Raw genomic sequence first — 20,495 nt, 5'->3', positions numbered from 1 at the left:
GCCTGCGTCGTGGACATCCGGTCGCGCCGAGTGCTCGGCTGGTCGATGGCCCCGCACATGCGGGCCGAGCTGGTCATCGACGCGCTCCAGGCCGCGGTCACGGCCCGCGACGGCAACGTCACCGGAGTGATCTTCCACGCGGATCGCGGATCGCAGTACACCTCGGCCGCGTTCTCCCAGGTCTGCGACCTGCACGGCATCCGTCGAAGCATGGGCAGAGTCGGCTCGAGCTATGACAACGCTCTGGTCGAGAGCCTGTGGCAGGGACTGAAGCGAGAGACGATGCACAAGAAGCTGTTCACGACGATGAGCCAGGCGCGCCTGGAGATATTCCAGTGGCTCACCTACTACAACGCCCGCCGCCGGCACAGCGCACTCTCCTACCTGTCCCCGATGGAGTTCGAACAGCAGCACCACAAGACAGCTAAACTCTCACTCGCCGCATGAACCCCGTGTCCACACTCCGGGGGTCACCTCAGCTATGCGGGTGGGTTCTCCTCCTGGACTACGACGGTCAGGAAGGCTGTCAGTGCCGCAGCAGGGAATGACAGCACCGCACCACCGGGAATTTTGCTGTCCCGGACCAAGATCTGGCCAGGTCGGGCCAAGGCAAACTCGACACAGTTTCCGGACCCGCCGCTGTATGAGGACTTGCGCCACCGGACGCCGTCGCTGCTGCAAGGGGTACCTGTGGTGACGGTCTTGCTGGGGTTCACTGTTGAAGCTCCTCCATCGCTGTTCTGAGACGATTCTGGGTCTCGGTGGGGGTGAGCGCCCGCTTCCACAGCCAGTCGAATGCGTTGTGGTAGCGGGAGACTTCGTCCTCGTCCTGCGGGTAGACGGAGCGGCTCATGAGTTCTGCGCACGCAACGTCCCGGACCGCGTGCGAGGGGAATTTCATGATCACAAAGCCGCCCGTGAGTCCTGGGTGGAGGCCGACGGACTTGAGGCTCATCCGAAGCGTAATTCGAGGGTGGTCGGCCGCATCGATGAGGTGTTGAAACTGACGGTTCATGACAGCCGGCCCGGCTGCGGGAGGCTCGACCGCCCGCTCGTCCACGAGAATTGTCAGCCGAGGTCCGTCGCCCTGGTCCGAGGGGGCGGCCAGGATGCGCCGCTGGCGTGCGGCCCGGATCTCAGCGAACCGCCGGACCTGAGCTTCGGTCAGATCCGGACGCAGTGCGGGTACGACGGCGCTGGCGTACTCGGGAGTCTGAAGAATGCCCGGAATCACCAGCGGTTCGTAGTTCCTGATCTCACTGGCCACCGCTTCCAGGCCAAGGTAGTTGTCGAAGGCGGTCGGGCTGAGTACGTCGTTGTGCCTCTTCCACCACTGCGGCTTCCGCCTCAGTGACGCGTCAAGACGGATGAGCTCAAGAATCTCGTTCCGTACTCCTTCGCCGGTGACGTTGTAGCAGTCCAGGAGGCGCTCGGCGGTGGGCTGAGTGATTCCTCGGGTACCGCCCTCGACTCTGCTCAGCCCGCCCTTGTCCAGGACGCCGGCCTTGGTCACGGCCTCGCTCTGGCGTAGCCCGGCTTCAACCCGTAGTTGGGCCAGCAGGGCGCCCAGTTGGGACCGGACCATGGAGGTCGGGGGCGCTTTAGTCGACATGCCGACAGTGTGCCGTCGCTCGCCTCGTATCACAACCAAAAGTGCGAGCAATTTTGCTCAGCTAGTTGTCAAGCACAGTTGATTAGGAGCATCCTAGCCAGGTCACAGTGCGTGCAGAAGCTGTCGCCTGTCGTGGCTGTCGCTGTCTCGGTTGGCTTGTCCCAGGAGGACTGTCGTCTTGACCCGCCCAACACTGTTCCGGGTACTCCTTGAGGAGCAGCGCTGGGTTAGCTGGGCTGTCTTCTCCGCGCACTTCGCGCGAGCGGCCCGCGAAGTGGCGCTTGTGACAGGTACCGGCCGACCGGTTGGGGCCGCGGTGGCCCGGCGTACTTTCGACCGGTGGATGGCTGGCGAACTGGAGGTGCTCCCCCGGCGCGAGACCCAGATGGTCCTGGAGCATCTTCTCGGGTTCGCGTGCATCAGGCTCTTCGGCCTGGTCCCTGATGCCTTCAGTACTGAGAAAGCTGCAGAGAATGGCGGGCCCGCACGACTGATCCGCCGACGTCCCGGAGGTACAGGCTATGCGGCCGACGTTGTTCCGTCAGATGGTGCAGGAGCGGCGCTGGACCACGAGCGAGACGTTCAGCACCCACTTTGCGAAGGCGGGGCGGGAACTGGCTGAACAAACTGGGAACCGCCGCCTCGGGGAGATCTCTGTCCCCCGTCGCACCTTTGACCGGTGGATGGCCGGCGAAGTGCGGAGCCTGCCCCAGCGCGACACCCGCAGAATCCTGGAGCACCTCTTCCAGCAACCCGTAGCGAAGCTGTTCCACACCTCGGACAGCAAGATGCTGATGGCGGCCGTGCCCTTGCCAGCGGTTCGGCAGAGCTCGCGGCCCCTTGCTTCCCCCCAGACAGGCATGTTCGACGACCCGTTGTCAGTCGCTGCCCAGACTGAGTCGCTGACCCGGTCCAGTGTGGATGCGGCGTTATTGGAACACTTCCGTGGGCAATTGCAGGGGATCGTGGACCGCTACGAGACCAGTGGCCCTCAGGCGCTCGCCGGTGAGGCTCGAATGATCCGAAGTACGCTCCACACTCTGCTGAGCGGGCAACATCTACCGGCGGTCCGGGCCGAGTTGTTCGGGCTAACCAGCCGTGCTGCGGGCCTCTTGGCCTACATGGCCGTCAACGCCGGATCAGGGCCCACCGTAGCGGAGGCATATTGCACGGAGGCCGAGGTCCTTGCGAAGCACATCGGCGATACACAGCTGCAGATGTGGGCTGCCGGCACCCGGTCGCTCAGCCTCTACTACCAGCGTCGATACTCCGAAGCCGACGCTGCGGCGGCAGCCGGAATCGAAATGGCGCCGACCAGCCATCAAGCCATCCGGCTCCTGGCCAACGGACGAGCACGTGCTCTGGCCCGTCTAGGCGACCGAAGGGGCGCGGAGCGATCCATCGGCAAAGCCCTGGACCTTTCCGACAGGCTGGCTGGCCTTCCCTCTGGGATCACTTCATGCATCTCCTTCGCGCCCTACAGCCCGGCCCGCACCCTGGCCAACGTGATCACCGCTCGGCTGTCCCTCGATGACACAGCCGAGGTTCTGTCCTGTGCAGAACTGATTGATAGCCTGATCGAGAACTCCGATTCCGAGTGGAGCCGCGCCCTGGTCCGTCTCGACGTCGCCACGGCCCTCCTCCAGCACAAACAGCCGGAGATTGAACAGGCCATGGCTCTCGGACAGAGTGCGCTTCACGCAGGAACCACCGCGCCCATCACTTCCGTGTGGCAAAGGGCAAATGAACTGTACGAGCGAGCGAGGCCTTGGCAGGCTGAGGCTGATGTAAGCCAGTATGCCGAGGAGCTTCGAAACTGGCGCTCACACCCTCAAGCCAAACCGATCATCAGTGGCCCGGGCCCGGAGCTCGCGCCACAGCAGTAAGGAGAGTCGTGACGCCCGAACTGGATGTCCATCCTTCGGCGTTCCCGCTGCACCCGCCCCCCGACCTCGTCGATCCCGGGCTGCTCGTCGATCACGACTGGCATGCGTTCACTGCGGTCAAGCAGATGACGAACCACTGGGAGCGTCCCGGATGGGGCAAGGGACGCCGCGCCTACTACTGGATGCTCACGTTCCCCGAGGCCCTCCACCTGCTCGACCGTACAAGGCACTGTCAGAACGAACTCGCGCACCTGAGCATGGACCCCGTTCCTGCGGACGGACTGCACGTGACGCTGACCCGCGTCGGCAGCACCGACAGGGTGTCGAACCAGCAGCTGCGACTTCTCGCTGAACTGGCCGAGCAGCTGCCTGAGGATAGCTTCCGAATCGCCGCCCATCCCCTTGCCGGTTCACGCGGGGCTGTACGCTTCACCCTCACCCCTTGGTCGCCGCTTGTCCGTCTGCATGCCGCCCTCTGCGCGATCGGCCATCAAGCCGGAGTACCCGGCGGCAAGCCCACCGCTGCCTTCCGGCCCCATCTGGGAATCCAGTACAACAACCGGGAACGGTCCGCCGCGCCCGTGATCGAGAGCGTCGCCCGCCTGCGAACCCTCGCCCCCGTGTCCCTGGAGATCAACCGTGTGGATCTCGTCGAGCTCTGGCGCACCACCAGCTCCTCACCGGCCTACCGTTGGCGCGTCGTACGGAGCGTTGCCCTGCGTACCAGGCGGGCTGGACTGACGGGGGAATCGGATGACGTTGTTCCGCCGGATGGTGCAGGAGCGGTGCTGGACCACGAGCAAGACGTTCAGCAGCCACTTCGCATAGGCGGGACAGGAGTTGGCCGGGCAAACCGGGGACCGCTGCCTCGCTGATGTCTCCATCGCTCGTCGTACTTCGACCGGTGGATGGCCGGCGAAGTGCGGAGCCTGCCCCCAGCGCGACACCGGCAGAATCCTGGAGCACCTCTTCCAGCAACCGGTAGCGCTGCCGTTCGATACCCCTGCGAGTGAGCGCCCATGTGCGGGAACATCGGCGACGGCCAGACGCGCTGGTTCACAGGCTTGCCCGTGTCGGAACCGAGGCAAAGGGGAGTCCATACCCCGAACTCGCTTCTCCTCCCCAGGAAGGCGAAGACCTGAACTGATGTCACCTACCCCCGGCAACCAGCGCCGCCCACTGCGACGGCTCTGTTGGGGTGCGGTGTCATGCCTGCAGTTCCTTGGTGGGCGAGCGTGTCACTTCCTCGTGGAGGCGAGTCCGGAAGTCGGCATAGGCGTCGTCGACGGCCCCGAGCTCCTCTGGCGTGAGCGGGTGCCCCAGGCAGCGGTAGCTCTCCTCGACCTGCTGCTCGTTGTCGAAGCCGACAACGACCACGCACTGTTCCCCGCGTTGCAAGGAAGAGCGGAGGGCCAGCTGGGTCAGAGCGCCTGGAGCGTCGCCGGAGTGGCCGCGAAGCCCCTGGAGTCCCTCATCGACCTGTTTCATGTGTGGAGGTATGAGTCGTGCGTGCCTCGGGGAGAGCTCTGCCCGCGACGACGCCTTCCCCGTAAGAAGACCAAGGCCCAAGGGGGCTGCCAGCACCAGGCCGACGCCGTGCCTGGCAGTGAAGGTGGACAAGTCATCCCCTTCGATGGAAACGGCTGGGGTGAAGGCGTTGAATCGCGTCCAGACCACATCGGGCTTGATCAGTCGGAACAGATACAGGAACCGTTCAGCCTCTGCCGCCCATTCCTCGGGGGATGCGACGTAGCTGACAGACGGCCCGCGCATACCGATCGCCTTGATGGACTCCACTTCACGGAGCGTGCGCATCACGTCGATGGCGTTGCCCAAGTACCGGTCATCGGGCCCGAAATCAAAGCTGTCCAACGTGTACAGGTGGAGTTGCTCGGCGTAGAGGTTTTCCAGCGACTGCTCAAGCTGGTGGTGGATGTGCCGGCCCGCATACGGGTGCTCAGCACTGCCGCGCAACTGCCCTACCTTGCTGCTCAGTTGGAGGGGCAGTTTCGGATGCCGACGCAGAAACTTGCCGATGGCCCGTTCCGTGTGCCCGTAGTCATAGGAGTCGGAGGTGTCGAAGAGCGTCGCCCCCCGCTCAACCGCGCGGCTAAGGCCCCCCAGGAACTGATTGATGTGTTCCGACTCGTCGTGCGGCGCGCGGCCAGTGGACATGTTGCAGTGGAGGCCGAGCGGGTTGGTGACGATGCCCCGGCACAGGTGGCGGACGCCAAGATCGGAATCGCTCACGCACTGCTCCCGCGCAAGTAGAGGGCTGCAGTCACAACTTTGCCGGCCGGGACAAGCTCGACACCCCATGCATTGGCGAACGCAGAGATCAAGAACAGACCTTGTCCGCCTTCAGGTAGGTCGAGCCTGTCGATGGCATCGGCCTCCCCCTCGTTCAGGTCGGCCAAGAGGCTGACAGGAACTGCTGGAATGGCAGTGGTATCGGTTCCGCAGTCGACGACACCCACGGTGACGCCCTCCTCGTAGAGGTCGAGGGTGAAGGACACCGGCCCGCCCGCGTGCCGGATCGCGTTGGTGAGGAGTTCGGTGGCGACCAGAACAGTGTCGTCGATCCGTCCCTGGTCAGAGCGGTCTTTCATCAGCCAGCGAACCGTCTCGCGGGCCCACGCCAGAGGTTCACTCCTGGCCTTGAGAGCGAAGGCGTGATGGTCAACCAGTTGTCCCAATTTCCGGCCCCGGATGAATTCGGCTGTTGTCGACGGCACCTTCGTCTCCTTGTTCTTCGAGACGCCGTGTGGCGTGGGCCGGGAAATCGACCCGCTGCTAACCCTCCCCGACAGAGGCAGGGCAGCGGTACGCCATACCTTGGCCATGTTGTGGCCATATCGGCTGCCGTGATCTCGGCCCGGCCGGTCTGGAGGCCGGAATCACCCATCAGCGGCTCCGTGCACGCCCCGTATGGACAGCAACAGGTCTCACCGGGGAACGCTCCGCCCCACACGCTGTTCACCACTGCCGATGTGGGCGTGCAGCCACCGATTCACCGGCAAACCCTGGCCAGTACTTCTCCGACCGTGCCCGGAGCCCCGGCTCGGACCTCGATTACAAAATGAGTCCCGCAACGAGAAAAGCATCACAAAGGACACAAACAGCGCCCTTGCGAGTACAACTCAACAAGCATTGTCAAGCACTTCAATGAAGATGGCCACGTTATGGCCACGCTCCCCGCATACCGCCAGGGAGCGCGTGGGGCGCTACCCGATCGACCCTTTTCTCCGCTCTTGTGACCCTTGAAATGAACGCAGGGACGCGGAGGTTCGCTGTCGGCTGCCCTCGACATGGCCACAACGTGGCCAAGGTTTGGCGTACCGCTTTCGCGGCGGGGAGATCAGGCTTGGTTTCAGACGAGATCCACTCCCGAACCACCTACCACCGTCCCCCGTCGGTTACGGCCCCTTCGCCGGCCCCGGTGGCCTCCCTTCCGTCATTCCCGCTGCTTCTCCAGCGGCTTCCGCTCACAACCTGCCGCGCCCTTCGATGGTGAAGGCCTTGACCGGAGTCCCGATGTCTCCCTTTCTGAGCACGAACCTGTCCTGGCATATCGCCACTGCCGAGCAGCCCCGCCCGGCGGTGCTGCCGCCCCGCCACGACACCGTCCGTACAAGTGCGGGGATCGGGCTGCCCGCGGTCGAGAGACTGCGGATGGAGGGGGAGCCCGTGGGCCCGATCCTCTACTGCAGGCCGCACGGCGTTCTGCTGATTCCGGTCGAGGCGGGCACCGCCGACACCTGGGGTGCTCCGCACTCGGCCTGCCTCTCGCAAGGGCAGTGGTCGTGCGTTGACCCTGAACAGTCTTCTTCCCGCGTGCAGTGCGCCGCTCGTCTCTGGCTCCTCCCGTCCCACAACTCTTCTGACTATGCGCCGGTAACCGCACGCTCGGCACTGCACCACGGTCTGAGCCGCTCGCGATCCCCGAGGTCGGCGGTCGCGCTCTGGTCCGTTGTCGGGGACCGTCCCCTTGAGGTGACCTGTGCCTGAGCATGTGTTCCGCACGCGGCCGGCTTCAGGACGCCGCCGCCGGACCGCGAGCGGAGCCGACAGGGCGCTGCATTCCGGAAGTGGGTTCCCTCTTCCTCCTGCAGCCACGTCCAGTGCTCTGGCTGCGGCAGTGGTGGGCTGCGCGTGGGCGGCCGAGAGTCTCGGTCTGCTGCCGATGCCGGCCGCCGTCGCGGCCGGGGCCTCGGCGGCGAGCGCCGCGACGTGGCGGATGTACCTGCGCTCCCGCAGTGCGCGCGATACGTTCGCGCGTACCGCGTCACAGCGTGCCGAGGCCGAAAAGGGCTTGAAGGAAGCCCAGGCGGGGAAGGCCCGGGCCGAGCAGGCCCTGCAGGAGATCTCCGGACTGATCGAAATAGGCCGACAGCAGATCGTCTGGGCGGCATCGGAGGTGGAGCAAGGACGCGTCCTCGTCCATCACGCCCCGCCGCCGCCGCTCCAGCAGACCGGCGACCTGTACGCCGATGCCCTGGCGGCGCTGACGCACGGCCAGACCGTGGCATGGCAGGCAGTGATTGCCGCGGCCGCCCACCAGCATCATCTGCTGAACCAGGAAGCGGAGCTGGCCGAGATCTTCCGGCCCATCTCTGCGCGCCTGCACTCGCTCATCTACCGCACCCTGGCCGTCCTGGACGAAGTGGAATGTGAGGTCGAGGACCCCGACCTGCTGGGTGAGCTGTTCCGCATCGACAACCTGGTGACGCGGATGCGCCGGGGTGCGGAGAGTCTGGCGGTGCTGGGCGGAGACCTACCGACGCGCACTGTCGAGCCGGTCCTGGTCGCCACCGTGCTCCGCATGGCGACCGGCGAGATCGAGGACTACCCCCGTGTGCAGATCGTGCATTCGGATCAGCCCGTCGCCCTGCCCGGCTATGTGAGCCCGAGCGTTGTGCATCTGCTGGCCGAGCTGGTGGAGAACGCGACGAGGTTCTCGGCGACCGATGTCGAGGTACGCACCAGCCATGTGACGGACGGACTGGCCATCGAGATCGTCGACCGCGGCCCGGGCATGACCGCCCAGAAGCGCGCCGCTCTGAACGATCTGCTGGCGCGCCCGGAAGGGGCCGACCCGCGCAGTCGTCTCAGAGAAGGGCAGATCGGTCTGCTGGTCGCCGCGCTGCTGGCCAGGCGGCATGGCGTCGTCATCGAGCTGCACTCGGATGTGATGGGCGGCATACGCGCGGTTGTTGTCCTTCCCGGAAGGCTGCTCGTCACACTGGCGGAGCAGCCGGCCCCGAGACACGCAGCGGCCCCTTCTCACACGCCGGCCGCGGTGCCCGCGCAAGGTGGTCTCACAGTGTCGGCGGGTCCGGAGCGTCCCGTGGCCGGGCTCCCCCGGCGCCTCCCGCAGACCCAGTGCACCACCGGCGGAGACGACACCGGGCATTCGCATGGCCGTCCTGACCAAGGCGATGGCGGCGTCAGGCCCGCACTTCCGCGCCGCGAGGCCACTCCGGCCGGCCACGTCCCGGCACCGGCCCCGGACGTACCGCGGGAGCCGGTCGGTTCGCCCAGTCCCGATCTGATGGCGCGATTCAAACGCACACGCCCGGCCGGCGACTGACGCCTGCCCCCGTTCCCCCCACTCACGAGAACCAGGAGAGTTTCATGCCCGACACCGTTCCTACCAGCGGCGCAACGCTCGACGGGCTGCTGGCCGGATTCCTGTCTCGTACTCCTCATGCCCACCACGTAGTGCTCGTCGCCCCCGATGGCCTGACGATCGCCTACGCCGACGACGGGACCGACACCTCCTACTTCGACGAAGCCGACACCGGGGCGGAGGGCAGGCTGGCCGCAGCCATCAGCGGGCTGTACTCGCTCGCTCGCGGGATTCTGCGAGGCGGTGTGCGGCAGCTCGTCATCGAGGGCGAGACCGAGACGCTGTTCGTGATGAGCGCCGGATCCGCCGGCCACACCTCAACTGTCGGCACGCGCCTGGGAGTCATCGCCGGGAAAGATGCGGATCCGGGTGCCATCGGCTGGGAAATGACCATCCTGATCAAGAGCCTCGACGAGCATCTGAGCACCAGGGCCCGGACCGGCGGGCAGGAGCAGTGACGTGGCTCCCCGCCGTAGCGCCTGGCACGACAGTGCCCTGGACGATGTGCGTCCGTACACGATCACCGCGGGCCGCACCCGCCCGAAGTACGCACTGCAGCTGACGTCGCTGCTGAGCCCGGGGCCTGCCACCGCTCCTACCGACATCGGCGCCGAGGCCGAGGCCATGCGGCTGCTCTGCCTCATCTCACCTCGGTCCATTGTCGAGCTCGCGGGACTGCGCAGCCAGCTCGTCCAAGTCACCAAGGTCCTGGTCTGCGACCTTCTCGACCTCGGAGCGCTGGTCCTCACCGCTCCCGCCGATATTGCCCCGCACGAAAACAATCACCTCCTGGAGGCAGTCGTTGCCGGCCTACGACGCTTGGTCTGACTCCGCACGCGGTCATGCAGCACCGACGGTGCTGAAGGTCCTGGTCGCGGGCGGTTTCGGTGTCGGCAAGACCACGCTGGTGGGCACGGTCAGCGAGATCAGGCCGCTGATCACCGAAGAGTCGCTGACCATCGCTGGTCAGGACACCGATGACCTGACCGGAATCGGGGCCAAGACCACAACGACGGTCGCGATGGACTTCGGCAAGATCAGCCTCAAGGGTCTCAACACTGAAGTGTTCCTGTTCGGCACCCCAGGTCAGGAGCGTTTCTGGTTCACCTGGGACGACCTCTGCCACGGAGCCGTCGGCGCCGTGGTCCTGGCCGACACCCGCCGACTCACGGACTCCTTCGCTGCCATCGGCTATTTCGAACAGCGCCGCACCCCCTTCGTCGTGGCCGTCAACGAGTTCGACGGCGCCCTGCGCTACAGCACGGACGAGGTCAGCGACGCCCTGCGGCTCCCGGAATCCGTCCCCGTGCTGATCTGCGACGCCCGCAACCACGCATCCGCACTGGACGTGCTGATCTGCCTGATCGAACTGCGGATCAAAACCCAGGTGTCCCGTACCCATGCCACCACCCCAAGCCTCGGAGCGCACGCATGAGCACGCCCGCCCTACAGCCGGATCACAAGCGCAGGGCCGAGCTGCTGCACGCTCTCGGTCTCACGGGCCCCGATCCCGAGCTCGACGAATTCGCCGTGCGCCTCAGCCTTGCCGCGGCCGTCCCGTACGCGATGGTCAACATCTTCGGCACGCAGCACCAGCAGTTCTTCGGGCTGGCCACCCCTCAGGGGGGCGAGCTGCCGGCCGTGGGCCGCAGCATGCCCCTCAACCACGGCTACTGCCCCGAGGTCGCGCGGAGACGAAACGCGCTGGTCCTGCCCAGCGTCTACGTCGCCCCGCGCTTCGCGTCCAACCCGGTGGCCGACCAGATCGGCATCCGCAGCTACGCCGGCGCACCTCTGATCCATGAGGGCGTCGTGCTGGGCACGGTGTGTTTCGTCGGGCGCGAAAGTCAGCCCAAGAGCGAGGGCCAGGCGATGCTCGCGCTCATCAAGTCCCACCGGGACGCCGTCCTCGACTTCATCCACAGGCGGGCCGGATACCTGCCGCGGTGAGGACCACCAGCGCGACCGAACAACGAACGTCACCGAACAGGGAGGGGAGCACACGATGTCCGGGTTGTATCTGACACCGCAGCACGAACAGCTTCGCCAGGCGGTGCGCACCTTCGCCGAGTGCGAAGTCGCCCCGCGGGTGGCGGAGATGGAACAGAGCGGCGCCGTCGAGCGGGATCTGGTGTCCCTGATGGCCCGGCAGGGGTGGATCGGTGCCACCATTCCCCCCGAGTACGGAGGGATGGGCGTCGGCCATGTCGCCAAGACCCTCGTCATCGAAGAGATCGCCCAGGTGTCCCCCGCGATGGGCGCGGCGGTGCAGGCGTCCCAGCTCGGCATGGCAAAGATCCTCCATTTCGGAAACGATCAGCAGAAAACGACCTGGCTCCCACAGGTCGCGGCCGGGACCGTCCTTCCGACTATCGCGGTGACCGAGCCGGACTCCGGCAGCCATGTCCTGGGCATGCAGGCCACAGCGCAGCGCCGGGGCAATGACTACGTGCTCAACGGCCGCAAGTGCTACATCGGCAACTCCCACGTCGGGAACCTGCACGGCATTGTGGTGCGTACCTCGAAGAAGGCGGGGCGAAGGAGCCTGTCGGCGTTCCTGGTCGAGTCCGGCCGGCCCGGCCTGTCCGTCAGCGAGCACATACCCGCCATGGGACTGCGCGGGTTCTCCTTCGGAGAGCTCATCCTGGAGAACTGCCGGGTACCGGAGGAGAACTTGCTCGGCGTCCCTGGAGACGGCCTCGATGTCGCCTACTCCTCCAGCGTGCTCTACGGCCGGCCCAACCTGACTGCGGTGGCACTCGGAATTCACCAGGCCCTCGTGGACGAAACGATCGCCTACGCCCAAAAACGCATTCTCTACGGCCGCCCGCTCTCGGAGCTGCCGACGATCAGGGAGAAGCTGGGACTGCTGACGTCACGCCTCACCACCGCCCGGAGCATCGCGTACGAGGCCGTGCGCCTCCTGGACCAGGGCAAGCCGTGCGACGAACTGCTCATCAACGCCAAGCTCGTCAACGTCGATTTGGTGCGTGACTCGGCCCGCACTGCCATGGATGTCCACGGTGCGGCCGGTCTCATGACCAGCCGCCCGATCGAGCGGCTCTTCCGCGACGCGGAGCACACGTACGCGCCCGCCGGAACCGGAGACATCCAGATACTGCGGCTGGGACAGGAATCGCTGGGCACCGAGCACGATCAGTGGTCGCAGCGGTTCCCCTCCCCGCTGACTGCGGCCGGGGCAGCCGCATGACCGCAACCAGGCACGCACGTGCAACCCGGACACCGGACCCGGTTCAGCAACTCGCCGGCACTGCCGGGCAACGCGCCAGCACCGGTCCAGCCGCCCTTCACCAGGGCCCGGACCGTACTCGCAGCTGGGCCTGCCGCCCGTCCTCGGCCCGTATCGCCAACTACCTTCTGGGCGGGCGCCACAACTACCCTGCAGACAGGCAGGTCGCCAACCGTGTGAGAGCAGTGGCACCGTGGCTGGAGACGGCCGTGCTGATCAACCGCGTCCACGGGCACCTGACTGTCGCGGCCCTCGCGTCGGAGTACGGGATCTCGCAGTTCCTGGACCTGGGCTCCGGTCTGCTGCCCACCGGCACCACATCCGACGAACTGCACGAACCCGTGTGCGCTTCCGTACCCGGAGCCAGGGTCGTCCACGTCGACTCCGACATGGCGATGGCCCGTCACACGCGAACGTGCCTGACGGCGATCCCGCGCAGTCACCCCTTCGTCCACGCGGACTTCCGGAACATCTTCAGTGTGCTCAGAGCCCCGGCCGTGCAGAGCCTGGACCCCGGGGAACCGGTGGGCATACTCGCCCACGGCGGCGCCTTGGGTGCGACGAGCACGGCGGAAGCCGGCTTCGTGCTCAATCAGGTGAGGGCCTGGGCTCCGCCGGGCAGCGCGATCTCCATGACCCACGTCACGGCCGACTTCTGCGAGCGCGAAGCAGCAGCCGCCGCCCGTCACCTCTCAAAGGCCGAACTCCCCTTCCATCCGCGTTCTGGGACCGAGATCGCACAACTGCTCGCCCCATGGCCTCTGAGAAGACCGGGAGTGGTCGCCCTGTCCCGCTACCACCAGGGCAACCCGCACGCGCACCTCCCGGACCACGCCACGGGCACGTACGCGGCCATCGCCCTGCACCCGGATCACGCACACCACTGACCATCCACCGCCACACCCCAGACCGGTCGTCTCTGGGGACCTGAGTACAGGTCCCCAGAGACGACCCTCCAACGGGCCTCTGCGACCCGCCGCAGCGGCCAGGCCATCAGTACGGGAGCAGCAGCATGACGGACATTAAGGTCCTCGACGAGACGGGGACCAACGCAACCCTCCAGCACCGCGTCGACAGGATCCTCACCGAGGTCGTGCCGCTGGTGCAACCGACGACGGAACTGGACCTGCCGCACCTGGTGATCTTCCGGATTGTCAGCCCGCAGACCTGGCAGTCCGAACAGCAGTCCCAGATGGACCAGGCGTTCACGGCACTCCGCGCGCGGCAGCCGTGGTGGAAGATGCCGGCCGTCGTGCGCAGGGAAGCGGCCGCTCGGTCTACGTTCCGGCGAACGGCGCCGCTCCTGCGTGACCTGGTGATGGGCGCAACGATGCCTGGGCCGGACCTGCTCTCCCAGACAATCCTGACGCCGGAGGGGCTGCTTCACACCGGGGTGTCCACGGACGAGAAGTACCTGACGCAGGTGGTGGCTCACGAACTGGTACACCACGCACAGAACCGGGCCTCGAAGCACGGCACACGGTGGGCCGATTCACGCTCGGCCCCGCCCCGCCTTGCGATCTCGATCCTGGAGGAGGGACACGCCCGCTGGGCCGACCGGCAGATGACCCGGAAACTCTTCGGTACTCCGGTCGACGCCGACACCGCGCCCCGCTCCGACCACTACCTCCGGGTTGCCGGCGATCCACGTGTAGCCGACATGTATGCGGCGCGGCAGATCCCGTACACGGTGGGCTGCAAGCTGGTGGAAGCGGCGGTTCAGAGCGTGGGCATCCAGCGCCTCAACCAGGTATGGCGCGACGGGCTCCTCCTTCCGAGTCAGCGCGAGATGTCCGAGCCGGAGCTATGGGCGACCCGGCTGAGGACCATGACATGACACTGGTCGCGCCCCTGCGCTCCCCACCCGCCCCTCTCCCAGCGGGCCGGAGGGTCTGCGTGACGTCGCATCTGACAAACAAGACGCTACGCCCACCCGGCAGAGCGCTCCCCGCCGGGTGGCGGTCCGCCCGAGGCCGACCGTGGAGAACGGCACCCATGCGGTCAGCTCCGTCATCACCGGGATCCCCGCAGTGGACTGCCAACGCCCCGGTCCCTGGTCGGCCGCATTGACGACGCCCTGCACGAGCGGGGGGCCGCCCGTCAACCCCTGTTCCAGAGCGAAATTCCCAAGGAATGTTGTGTACGAGATACGCGAGATGCTGCCGGACGACCTGCCTGCGGTCACTGCTCTGTGGAGGGCACGGGTCCGGTGGGCCGAGTACAGAGGTATCGGCCTCATCCGCTACTGCCCCCTCACTGCAGCCGAAGAGGCGGCCGCCCAGCCGTTCGCTCTAACCTGTGACGGGGCGGTCGTCGCCACAGCGACAATCGTTGACCAGACACCCCATGTCGGCTGGCCGGCCCGCGAAGCGGCGCAGCGTGCTGTTGGACTGGTCCGGATAGTCACGGATCCGGCGCTGGCCGCGGACCGGCTCAGCTGGGTCATCACGTCGTGGGCCAGCGACCGGGCCGCCCACACCGGACACGCGTGGGTCCGGATGCGGGTCGCCCCGTCCCAGCTGGCCCGGCATCTGTCGGAACATCTCGCGTGGGAACCGGTCCGCACAGTGCGGACTGCCGACGGCGGCACGGCCCATCTACTGCAGCACGAGGCCCGTGAGATACCCGGCATCCGGGCCCTGGTCCAGGACGCGCATGCGATGTCGGGCACTTTACCGGCGCAGTCCGCCCCAGACCGGTCACACCCGTTCACCACGGCCTGACCGGGCGAGCATCCGCCCGGCAGCCCACACCGCACCCATTCCGACTTGAAAGGCTGTCGTGTCACCCCTGCACACCACCCCGTCGATCACCGCTGCGGATTCCGGCTACCCGCACAGCCTCCCCGTCGGCAGCACGCCCTCCGGCGCTGGGAGTTCCGCGCTCGGAGGGAGGGGGAACTCGTCAATGCGCGGCCAGCTGAGCGCCTTCGCCTGGCTCGGCCACGTCCGTCCCGCAGAGGAGCGGCAGGCGGGCACCGGGTCCGCGGACTCGTTCGACGAGCTCGCCCGGATGGCCGTGGATGAGCCCTGGGACAGGTTCTCGGCCGCCGAGCGGGGTTCGCTCGCGGTGCTCAAGCACTACGTGACCTGGACCTTCGAGCAGTCTCTGGTCACGAACTCGGTCGTGCCAAGCCCCGACAGCCAGACGTGCGTTTTCAACACGCGGCTCATCACGCCACAGCACGAATTCATCTACGGCGTCTTCCAGCCGAACCGCCAGGCCGACCGACAGGACTGGTATCTGGCCGGCTGGCGGGTGGCGGGCACCCGCCAGTTGGAGGCGTACACCGAACTCCCGGAAGGGGCCTCGTACTCGCAGGACCCTCACGCCTACGCCTTCGACTGGGACCTGCCCCTGAACTTCGTCGCCCGCCAGTTCACCTCCATGGTTTCCAGTCTTTTCCCGGCCGCACTCAGGGAGATCCCCCTCGGCCTGGAACTCGCGCTCGAAGGTGCGGTTCACCGCACCATCGACATCGCGAAACGCAATCCTGGGACAGCGGTCCCCGCGTGGCAGCCGGGCAAGGCAGAGCTACAGCTCCTGCTGCCGCTCTACCTGGCGACCCCCGCAACACCGGACGCGGCACTGGTGATATCCCGCGGCGACATGGCCTACCGCAGCACCGCCATCGTGTCGCTCGCCGACGCGTACAAGGCCGCACGGCTCGTCACCCGGCCGACCGCTCACTGGCTCAATCCCCCCATGTAGACCGGGCCCTGTCTCATCGACACCCGCTCACCCTCATGACCACACACCGACGACGAATCGAGGACGCACGTGGCCGGGCGCATCGAGGATTACGCACTCATCGGAGACATGCAGACCGCCGCCCTGGTCTGCCGGGACGGCACAGTGGACTGGCTGTGCCTTCCCCGCTTCGATTCACACGCTATTTTTGCGGGACTGCTGGGTACCGAGGAGCACGGCTTCTGGCGCCTGGGTCCGGCGCGGGAGGACGGGACGCAGCCGCCGGCCGCGGACCGCCGCCGCTACCGCGGGGACTCCCTCATCCTGGAATCGGAGTGGGACACACCGTGCGGAACGGTCAGAGTGACCGATTTCATGCCGCCGCGTGACGGTGCGCCGCAGGTGATCCGGATCGTGGAGGGGATCAGCGGCCGGGTGGCGATGCGCTCCGAGCTGCGGATGCGGTTCAGCTACGGACGGGTCACACCGTGGGTGCACAAGGTCGACGGCCGTACGGTCGCCGTCGCCGGTCCGGACTCCGTCTGGCTGGACACCCCCGCCGACACGTACGGCGAGAACCTGACGACGTACTCCGACTTCACGGTCGCGCCGGGTGACCGGATCGCGTTCACGATCAGCTGGCAGCCCTCGCACCACGGCCCGCCGGCCCTGCCGGACCCGGAGGGTTCGCTGGACGCCACCGCGGACTTCTGGCGCGAATGGGTCGAGCAGTGCACGTACCACGGGCCCTACCGCGAGGCCGTGGTCCGCTCCCTGATCACCCTCAAGGCCCTGACGTACGCGCCGACCGGCGGCATCGTCGCCGCGCCGACCACCTCCCTGCCGGAGGACATCGGCGGCTCCCGGAACTGGGACTACCGCTACACCTGGCTGCGCGACGCCGCGATCACCCTCTCCTCCCTGCTGCGCACCGGCTACCGCGAGGAGGCCCGCGCCTGGCGCGAGTGGCTGCTGAGGGCGGTCGCCGGCAACCCGGAGAACCTGCAGATCATGTACGGCATCGCGGGCGAGCGCGAGCTGGGCGAGGCCGAGCTGGACTGGCTGCCCGGTTACGAGAACTCCGGCCCGGTCCGGGTCGGCAACGGCGCGGCGGGCCAGCTCCAGCTGGACGTGTACGGCGAGGTCGTCGACTTCCTGTCCCTGGCCCGGCAGTCGGATCCGAAACCGCACGTCCCGTCCACCGACCTGTGGCTGCGGCTCGTCAGCCTCCTGGAAGACTGCTGGGACGAGCCGGACGAGGGCATCTGGGAGGTGCGCGGGCCGCGCCGTCACTTCGTCCACTCGAAGGTGATGGCCTGGGTCGCCGTCGACCGCACCATCAAGCTCATCGAGTCCGGCGGCACCGACGTCACCCCCGGGGTACTGAAGCGGTGGCACAACCTCCGCGACGAAATCCACCGCAATGTCTGCGACCGGGGCTACGACAAGGAGCGCAACACCTTCACCCAGTCCTACGGGTCGAAGGAGCTGGACGCCTCCCTCCTCCTGATCCCCCAGATGGGCTTCCTGCCGCCGGACGACAAGCGCGTGATCGGCACGATCAAGGCGATCCAGCGCGAGCTGTCCACCGAGGACGGCTTCGTGCTGCGCTACCCCACCTGGGCGAGGACGCGGGCGTCGACGGCCTGGAGGGCGACGAAGGCGCGTTCCTGGCCTGCTCGTTCTGGCTGGCGCACGGCCTGGCGATGATCGGCCGGGTCGACGAGGCCCGCCAGCTCTTCGAACGGCTGCTGTCCCTGCGCAACGACCTGGGCCTGCTCGCGGAGGAATGGGACTCCCGGCTCCAGCGCCAGGTGGGCAACTACCCGCAGGGCCTGAGCCACGGGCCGCTGATCGACACCGCGCTCGCCATCGACGCCGCCGCACGCAGGCAGCAGGCCGTGAAGGATGCCCTCTCCCAGATGCCGCGCCAACGCATCACTGCAGCTCCCGCAGCTGGTGAGCCGGAATCGGCTGTCCGGTGACCAGGTCGCGCACACTACGCCCCGGTGCCCCCAGCCGTGCTTGCACAAGGCGGACAGCGAACGGGGTGCCCGAACTCCTTCGCCGGCTCGGTGGGCACACCGTCACCACCCCCCTGGGCCCACCATGTCCATCCCCCTTCTACTTGATCCAGAAATCCGAGGACGACGGTATGCAGCCACATCCTGATCACAACCCCGGCCCTCGGTACGCGGTGAACCCGCTGGAAGCGCTCGAAGAGGAGTGGGCCGCGTCGGCCGCATCCGCTCCCCGGACCGTACGCGCACTGCCGGCACTCACCTGCACCGGCCAGCAGTCCGTCCACGCCCCTGTCCGGTGGATGAGGCCCTGATGACCCTGCAGACCGATCCCCCGCGCCTTTCGCCTCGCCGCAGGCAGACGGTGTCACTCAACGCCCTCGGTCTGAGCCCGTATGAAATGGCCGAAGAACTGGGCATATCCCCCGCTGGTGTGCGTATCCATCTGCGAGATGCGCGACTCAGTGCAGGAACGGAGACCGATCGCGCTCTCACCTACCAGGTATTGGCCGGCGGAGATGTCGACCTGTCCAGGCTGCCCACATCCCCGGCCGGTCTGCTGGATGAACCCACCTGTCTGGTGGTGTTGCGCGGCCTGCGCTACGACGTCCCCGACCACCAACTGGTCACGACCATCGCCCGGGCCGCTGACACACACCCGGACGCTGTCAGAGAGGCGCTGAACAATCTCCGCTGCACCACAAGGCTGAGCGACTGCGGGCTGCTCGGTCTAGCATTCGCCGCGGGCATCCTGTCCGGCCGAGAGGGGGTCAGCCCACCGTCGGACTCCACACCGGCGCGTGCTGCGGCCGTCAGCACGCCGGGCACGCACCGGCCGATTCCGCCCGGGCGCGCCTACCTGCAACAGTTCCCGCCGCAGCCGACCCCCCGGCCCCGGCCCCCGGTCGATGACCCCTTGAAGCTTCTGCCCGAAATCCTGTCGGCCCAGAAGACCGGCACCAGGCATCCCTTGAGGTGCCTGCAGGGAAGAACTGCCGTCGCCGGGGCCGATGTACAGCCGGTGCGAGTGAGCATTGAGGTGTGCCGGGACGTGCTGCAGCGCCTTCACGGCGACAAAGTCTCTCCCCAGCAGTGGGGGCCCGTTCTCGCCAGCAGTGAGGGCCGCTACACGGTCTTCATGCTGCGGCCCGGCTCTCTTCCCGACCAGTGGCGCTATGCCAGCAGCCGCGTCCTGAAGTGCGGCACAGCGCTGCACCTGCCTCCGCACACCGCGGCGAGCGGACCCCTGTACTGGGCGGTGCCGCCTGCCGTCTGGTGGAACCCGCACACGCTCATGCCACTGATCACTGGAACGCCGCGGCGCCCGCAGCACACCAAGGAGTGGTCCCCGCAGCGTATCCACGGCCTGACGACGTGATGGGCCTCTACCCGGACCATGACGGCACACACCCTGTGCAGCTCACCCGCAAGCTCCGTACGGGCGGAGGCGGAGGACGCCCTGTGCCCGCGCGCTGAACCGCCTGCACACCATGGCACTCGTGATGGTGCGGGGGACACGCCAGCGCCGACCGTGTTTTCGGGGCCGCCCCGATACCCCTGACACGCCCTATGGGGTGCCACCTATCCGGCACTGTCTGTGCGACAGCCAAGTCTCCCTTCCACCGGCGGACTTCGAGGAGGGCCCGAAAGCCGCCATCACGAGGCCTTTCCCACACACAACATCGATAGTTCCTCAACCATTGGAGTACGTATGGACATCACGCCCGAGATGAAATCCCCCGGTGCCGGAAGCGGACCGCCCACGGAACACCACCTGGGCCTTCCCCGGATTCCGAAAGGCAAGCGCCTCACCGGCCTGGCAGCCGAAGCCTTCGCCAGAGACGTCGAGAGGGCTTATCTCGTCCATAGGGCCACGATCAGGGAGATCTGCAATGCAACAGGCCGAAGCCACTGCACCATCCATCGAATTCTGAAACTCTGCAATGTCAAAATGCGCAGACCGGCCCGGCGGAAATCGGACGAGGCAGTCTGATGACCCCCACCGTCCCGCTCGACGCCGCAGTCGGCCGCCTACCGGCAGCCCTGTCCGGTCTCGAGGAGCACCGTGACGACGAATGAGATCGGCGGTAACTCCCAGATGTCCGGCGTCGTTGTCCAGGCCCGCGATGTCCACGGCGGGTCCACCATCATGCGGCCCCGCAGCAGCTGTCCACGCCGTGTCAACTTCCCTATGTGTCACCGAACTTCGTAGCTCGCACGGAGGAGAACAAGGCTCTGGACGTGGCTCGCCGAAACGGCAGCATCCTGGTCGTGATCAGCGGGCCTGCAGAGGTCGGCAAGTCGGCGCTCGCCCGTCGGGCACGGGATCCGCCCAGGGCGCACCGACACCGCACTCCCGGCCAGTTCCACCCTCTCGCCGTCCTTGGGCGGGTATCTGCAGGGCACT

The 20,495-nt window shown here is 67.0% G+C and carries 21 protein-coding genes; 17 read left to right on the top strand and 4 right to left on the bottom strand.

All coding sequences use genetic code 11. From position 1 onward, the window contains the following. Positions 1 to 447, top strand: a 447-nt coding sequence (locus tag ACFV8T_RS36450) for an IS3 family transposase (protein ID WP_385335941.1), incomplete at its 5' end; no start/stop codon positions are given. A 32-nt stretch (positions 448 to 479) separates the two neighbouring features. Here ACFV8T_RS36450 and ACFV8T_RS36445 read toward each other — a convergent pair. Continuing rightward, positions 480 to 716: a DUF397 domain-containing protein gene (locus ACFV8T_RS36445; protein WP_327276458.1), complete on the bottom strand. Its 237-nt coding sequence runs from the start codon at positions 714 to 716 to the stop codon at positions 480 to 482. Then, entirely contained in the window at positions 713 to 1,612 is a 900-nt protein-coding gene (locus tag ACFV8T_RS36440; protein WP_385335938.1) for a helix-turn-helix transcriptional regulator, read from the bottom strand. Before ACFV8T_RS36440 ends, ACFV8T_RS36445 begins: the two co-directional genes overlap by 4 nt. Positions 1,613 to 2,133: 521 nt before the next feature. Between ACFV8T_RS36440 and ACFV8T_RS36435 the strand changes: the two genes are divergently transcribed. Together ACFV8T_RS36435 and ACFV8T_RS36430 are read left to right on the top strand one after the other, a co-directional pair. Continuing rightward, the gene (locus tag ACFV8T_RS36435) at positions 2,134 to 3,498 is read left to right on the top strand and encodes a hypothetical protein (RefSeq protein ID WP_385335936.1); all 1,365 of its coding nucleotides are present in this window, start codon (positions 2,134 to 2,136) and stop codon (positions 3,496 to 3,498) included. An 8-nt stretch (positions 3,499 to 3,506) separates the two neighbouring features. Further along, positions 3,507 to 4,373 (top strand): 2'-5' RNA ligase family protein, encoded by an 867-nt coding sequence (locus ACFV8T_RS36430; RefSeq protein ID WP_385335934.1) that lies wholly within the window; start codon positions 3,507 to 3,509, stop codon positions 4,371 to 4,373. Positions 4,374 to 4,704: 331 nt separating this feature from the next. Here the strand turns inward: ACFV8T_RS36430 and ACFV8T_RS36425 are convergent, their stop codons facing one another. Both ACFV8T_RS36425 and ACFV8T_RS36420 read right to left on the bottom strand, forming a co-directional pair. Next, positions 4,705 to 5,748, bottom strand: coding sequence for an aldo/keto reductase (locus ACFV8T_RS36425; RefSeq protein WP_385335932.1), 1,044 nt, complete (start codon positions 5,746 to 5,748; stop codon positions 4,705 to 4,707). Beyond that, positions 5,745 to 6,341 carry an ATP-binding protein gene (locus tag ACFV8T_RS36420; RefSeq protein WP_385335930.1) on the bottom strand — a complete coding sequence of 199 codons (597 nt, stop codon included), beginning with the start codon at positions 6,339 to 6,341 and terminating at the stop codon, positions 5,745 to 5,747. The genes ACFV8T_RS36425 and ACFV8T_RS36420 overlap by 4 nt, the downstream gene beginning before the upstream one ends. A 1,295-nt stretch (positions 6,342 to 7,636) precedes the next feature. Here ACFV8T_RS36420 and ACFV8T_RS36415 point away from each other — a divergent pair. From ACFV8T_RS36415 to ACFV8T_RS36350, 14 genes are all read left to right on the top strand, one after another. Continuing rightward, positions 7,637 to 9,088, top strand: coding sequence for a sensor histidine kinase (locus tag ACFV8T_RS36415; RefSeq protein ID WP_385335928.1), 1,452 nt, complete (start codon positions 7,637 to 7,639; stop codon positions 9,086 to 9,088). Between the two features lie 44 nt (positions 9,089 to 9,132). After that, positions 9,133 to 9,585: a roadblock/LC7 domain-containing protein gene (locus ACFV8T_RS36410; protein ID WP_385335926.1), complete on the top strand. Its 453-nt coding sequence runs from the start codon at positions 9,133 to 9,135 to the stop codon at positions 9,583 to 9,585. A gap of 1 nt (position 9,586) precedes the next feature. Beyond that, positions 9,587 to 9,955: a DUF742 domain-containing protein gene (locus ACFV8T_RS36405; protein ID WP_365690455.1), complete on the top strand. Its 369-nt coding sequence runs from the start codon at positions 9,587 to 9,589 to the stop codon at positions 9,953 to 9,955. 28 nt (positions 9,956 to 9,983) lie between these two features. After that, entirely contained in the window at positions 9,984 to 10,562 is a 579-nt protein-coding gene (locus ACFV8T_RS36400; RefSeq protein WP_385335925.1) for an ATP/GTP-binding protein, read from the top strand. After that, on the top strand, positions 10,559 to 11,077 hold the full coding sequence (locus tag ACFV8T_RS36395; RefSeq protein ID WP_385335923.1) for a GAF domain-containing protein: 519 nt from the start codon (positions 10,559 to 10,561) through the stop codon (positions 11,075 to 11,077). The genes ACFV8T_RS36400 and ACFV8T_RS36395 overlap by 4 nt, the downstream gene beginning before the upstream one ends. 55 nt (positions 11,078 to 11,132) lie before the next feature. Further along, positions 11,133 to 12,338, top strand: a complete 1,206-nt coding sequence (locus tag ACFV8T_RS36390) for an acyl-CoA dehydrogenase family protein (protein ID WP_385335922.1) — start codon at positions 11,133 to 11,135, stop codon at positions 12,336 to 12,338. After that, positions 12,335 to 13,264: an SAM-dependent methyltransferase gene (locus ACFV8T_RS36385; protein WP_385335920.1), complete on the top strand. Its 930-nt coding sequence runs from the start codon at positions 12,335 to 12,337 to the stop codon at positions 13,262 to 13,264. Before ACFV8T_RS36390 ends, ACFV8T_RS36385 begins: the two co-directional genes overlap by 4 nt. Before the next feature lie 125 nt (positions 13,265 to 13,389). Beyond that, positions 13,390 to 14,214, top strand: coding sequence for a hypothetical protein (locus ACFV8T_RS36380; protein ID WP_385335918.1), 825 nt, complete (start codon positions 13,390 to 13,392; stop codon positions 14,212 to 14,214). A gap of 301 nt (positions 14,215 to 14,515) precedes the next feature. Next, on the top strand, positions 14,516 to 15,100 hold the full coding sequence (locus ACFV8T_RS36375; RefSeq protein WP_385335916.1) for a hypothetical protein: 585 nt from the start codon (positions 14,516 to 14,518) through the stop codon (positions 15,098 to 15,100). Between the two features lie 184 nt (positions 15,101 to 15,284). After that, positions 15,285 to 16,088 (top strand): DUF3825 domain-containing protein, encoded by an 804-nt coding sequence (locus ACFV8T_RS36370; RefSeq protein ID WP_385335914.1) that lies wholly within the window; start codon positions 15,285 to 15,287, stop codon positions 16,086 to 16,088. A gap of 69 nt (positions 16,089 to 16,157) precedes the next feature. Next, complete coding sequence (locus ACFV8T_RS36365) at positions 16,158 to 17,777, top strand: glycoside hydrolase family 15 protein (protein ID WP_385335913.1); 1,620 nt, start codon at positions 16,158 to 16,160, stop codon at positions 17,775 to 17,777. Beyond that, positions 17,687 to 18,052, top strand: a complete 366-nt coding sequence (locus ACFV8T_RS36360; RefSeq protein WP_385335951.1) for a glycoside hydrolase family 15 protein — start codon at positions 17,687 to 17,689, stop codon at positions 18,050 to 18,052. The genes ACFV8T_RS36365 and ACFV8T_RS36360 overlap by 91 nt, the downstream gene beginning before the upstream one ends. A gap of 349 nt (positions 18,053 to 18,401) precedes the next feature. Next, the gene (locus ACFV8T_RS36355) at positions 18,402 to 19,466 is read left to right on the top strand and encodes a helix-turn-helix transcriptional regulator (protein ID WP_385335911.1); all 1,065 of its coding nucleotides are present in this window, start codon (positions 18,402 to 18,404) and stop codon (positions 19,464 to 19,466) included. A 333-nt stretch (positions 19,467 to 19,799) separates the two neighbouring features. Continuing rightward, complete coding sequence (locus ACFV8T_RS36350) at positions 19,800 to 20,081, top strand: helix-turn-helix domain-containing protein (RefSeq protein ID WP_385335909.1); 282 nt, start codon at positions 19,800 to 19,802, stop codon at positions 20,079 to 20,081. The last annotated feature ends 414 nt before the right edge of the window (positions 20,082 to 20,495 follow it).

Origin of the sequence: Streptomyces sp. NPDC059832 (assembly GCF_042731715.1) — a bacterium.
Lineage (GTDB): Bacteria > Actinomycetota > Actinomycetes > Streptomycetales > Streptomycetaceae > Streptomyces.
The sequence above is the reverse complement of the archived record's forward strand: the minus strand, read 5'-3'. Positions and strand labels throughout refer to the sequence as shown.